This window comes from Kitasatospora sp. NPDC056531, from assembly GCF_042794375.1.
Taxonomy (GTDB): Bacteria; Actinomycetota; Actinomycetes; order Streptomycetales; family Streptomycetaceae; genus Kitasatospora.
On record NZ_JBHTTU010000246.1, the window covers coordinates 1 to 3,603 of the forward strand.

General features: G+C 75.5%; 1 pseudogene. It reads right to left on the minus strand.

Annotated elements, in window-relative coordinates:
• Positions 1-3,595, minus strand: a pseudogene (locus tag ACFQ87_RS45100) (SDR family NAD(P)-dependent oxidoreductase); the annotation flags it as partial.
• Positions 3,596-3,603 lie beyond the last annotated feature (8 nt).

Sequence of the window (3,603 nt, forward strand, 5' to 3'; positions counted from 1 at the left end):
CACGGTGCTCCAACACCGCACGCGACGACACCAGCGAGAACGCCACGTCCGCATCGCGCAGATCAGCGGAGCCCTCGACGAACGCCGCCAACCGCCCGGCCTGCTCGGCCAGGGCCGCCGCGGACCGGCCGGACACCACCCACGGCACCGCCGGCAGCGAGGAGGCGACCAGCCCATCGGCCGAATCCTCGGACGCTTCAGCGGCTTCCGCCGGCTCCTCGGCAGGAGCCTGCTCCAGGATCACGTGCACGTTCGTGCCGCCCATGCCGAAGGCCGAGACGCCGGCCCGGCGCGGCTGCCCGGTCTCGGGCCACTCGCGCGCCTCGGTGAGCAGCTCCACCGCACCCGCCGACCAGTCCACCTGCGGGGTCGGCTCGTCCACGTGCAGCGTCTTCGGCAGCACGCCGTGGCGCATCGCCATCACCATCTTGATCACACCGCCGACCCCGGCAGCGCCCTGGGTGTGGCCGATGTTGGACTTCAGCGCGCCGAGCCACAGCGGCCGCTCCGCGTCACGGTCCTGACCGTAGGTCGCGATGATCGCCTGCGCCTCGATCGGGTCACCCAGCGTGGTGCCGGTCCCGTGCGCCTCCACCGCGTCGACCTGGTCGGCCGTCAGGCGGGCGTTGGCCAGCGCCTGGCGGATCACCCGCTGCTGCGAGGGACCGCTCGGCGCGGTCAGACCGTTGGAGGCGCCGTCCTGGTTCACCGCGCTGCCGCGCACCAGGGCGAGCACCGGGTGCCCGTGGCGGCGGGCGTCGGAGAGCCGCTCGACCAGCAGCATGCCGACGCCCTCGCCCCAGCCGGTGCCGTCGGCCGCGGCCGCGAAGGACTTGCAGCGGCCGTCGGCGGCCAGGCCGCGCTGGCGGGAGAACTCCACGAAGCCCAGCGGCGTGGACATCACCGTGACACCGCCGACCAGGGCCATCGAGCAGTCCCGCTGGCGCAGCGCCTGGGCGGCCAGGTGCAGGGCGACCAGCGAGGTCGAGCACCCGGTGTCCACCGTGACGGCCGGCCCCTCCAGGCCGAAGGAGTACGACACCCGGCCCGACAGCACGCTCAGCGAGTTGCCGCTGCTGAGGTGCCCCTCCAGCCCTTCGGGGGCGAGCGCGAGCAGCGAGCCGTAGTCGTTGTTGACGGTGCCGACGAAGACGCCGGTGGAGCTGCCGCGCAGCGTCTCCGGGTCGATGCCGGCCCGCTCCATGAGCTCCCAAGAGGCTTCGAGCACGAGGCGCTGCTGGGGGTCCATCGCCATGGCCTCGCGCGGCGAGATCCCGAAGAACCCGGCGTCGAAGTCGGCGACGTCGGACAGGAAGCCGCCCTGGTCGGCGTAGGACTTGCCCTCCCGCTCCGGGTCCGGGTCGTACAGGTCGTCGCCCCAGCCGCGGTTGATCGGGAACGGGCCGAGCGCGTCCCGGCCGTCCGCGACCAGCTGCCACAGGTCCTCGGGCATCCGCACGTCGCCGGGGTAGCGGCAGCTCATCGCGACGATCGCGATGGGGTCGTCGTCGTTGTCGCCGGCACCGGCCGGGACGACGACGGCCGCGTCCTGCCCGAGGCCCAGCAGCTGGGCGCGCAGGAACTCGGCGAGCGCCTTGGGCCGCGGGTGGTCGAAGACCAGGGTCGCGGGCAGCCGGACGCCGGTGGCGCTGTTGAGCCGGTTGCGCAGCTCGACGGCGGTCAGCGAGTCGAAGCCGAGCTCCTTGAAGGCGCGGGTCGGCTCCACCGTGTCCGTGCCCTGGTGGCCGAGCACGGCCGCGGCCTGCGACCGAACCAGCTCCAGCAGCACCCGCTGCTGTTCGGCCTCGCTCATGCCCAGCAGTCGCTGGACGAGCTCCGAGCCGCCGCCCTGCGGGCCGGCGTCCGCCGCGCCGGTGCCGTCCAACGCGCGCTGGACCTCGGGGAGTTCGGCCAGCAGTCGGCTCGCGCGCACGGCGGTGAAGGCCGGGGCGAAGCGTTCCCAGTCGATGTCGGCGACGGTCAGCAGCGTGTCGTCGCGCTCCAGGGCCTGCTGCATCGCCTCCAGCGCGAGCGCGGGCGGCATCTCGTACAGGCCGCGCCGGCGCAGCCGCTCGCCGACCTCGCCGCCGGCCATCCCGCCGTCGGCCCAGGCGCCCCAGGCGATGGAGGTGGCGGCCAGGCCGCGGCTGCGGCGCTGCTCGGCCAGCGCGTCCAGGTGTGCGTTGGCCGCGGCGTAGGCACCCTGACTGCCGCCGCCCCAGACGCCGGCCCCCGAGGAGAAGAGCACGAACGCGTCCAGCTCCCGGTCGGCGAACAGTTCGTCGAGGTGAGCGGCGCCGACGACCTTGGCCGAGACGACGTCGGCAAGCTCGGTCAGGCTCAGCTTGTCGAGCACCGTGGGATCGCCCACGCCCGCGGCGTGGAACACGGAGCGGATCGGCGAACCGTCGGCTTCGACGCGCTGGATCAGCTCGGAGAGCGCGTCGCGGTCGGCCGCGTCGCAGGCGGCCACCGTCACCCGCACCCCGAGCGAGGTCAGCCGGTCGGCCAACTCGGCGGCGCCGGGGGCGTTTTGGCCCCGGCGGCTGGTCAGCACCAGGTGCTCGGCGCCGCCGCGCGCCAGCCAGTCGGCCACCCGGGCGCCGACACCGCCGGTGCCGCCGGTGAGCAGCACGGTGCCCTGCGGCTGCCACGGCCGCACGGGGTCGGTGTCGCCGACGGGCGTCGCGCGGACGAGCCGGCGGCCGAAGACACCGGCCGAGCGGATCGCGGCCTGGTCCTCGCCCGAGGTGCCGGCCAGCACGCCGCAGAGCCGGTCGAGCGCCCGGTTGTCCAGCGACTCGGGCAGGTCGACCAGACCGCCCCAGCGCTGCGGGTGCTCCAGCGCGGCCACCCGGCCCAGGCCCCAGAGCTGGGCCGGCACCGTGCCGGCCGCCTCGTCCGACCGCCGTACCGACACGCCCTGACGGGTCAGGCACCACAGCGGCGCGTCGATGCCGGTGTCGCCCAGCGCCTGCACCAGCGCCAGGGTCACCGCCAGGCCGGTGCTCACCCCGGCCGCCTGCGGCAGCGGCTCCTCGGCCAGCCCCGCCAGCGACAGCACGCCGGCCGGCGCCGACTCACCGCAGGCGGCGCGCAGCCGCTCGGCGAGCACGGCGCGATCGGCGTCCGCCGCGGAGACCTCCAGTACCACCGTCTCGGCCCCACGCCCGCGCAGGCCGTCCAGGAGGGTCCCGATCCACGGGTCGTCACCCTGCCCGGCGGGCACCACGGTCAGCCAGGTGCCGGACGGCGCCGCGGTGCCGGTGCCCGCCAGCGGCTGCCAGCTCACCCGGTAGCGCCAGCGGTCCACCACCGCCTCGTCGCGGCGGCGGCGGCGCCAGGCGGACAGCACCGGCAGCACCGATCCGAGCGACGCCTGCTGGTCCGCGCCCTCGGCGCGCAGCGTGCCGGCCAGCGCCGCCAGGTCCTCCTGCTCGACCGCCGCCCAGAACCGGGTGTCGGTGGCATCGGAGGCGCCGTGCCCGGCGGCGTTGGCGGGCTCCTCCAGCCAGTAGCGCTGGTGCTGGAAGGCGTACGTGGGCAGGTCGACCCGGCGGGCACCCTGACCGGCGAACACCGCCGACCAGTCCACCGCCAACC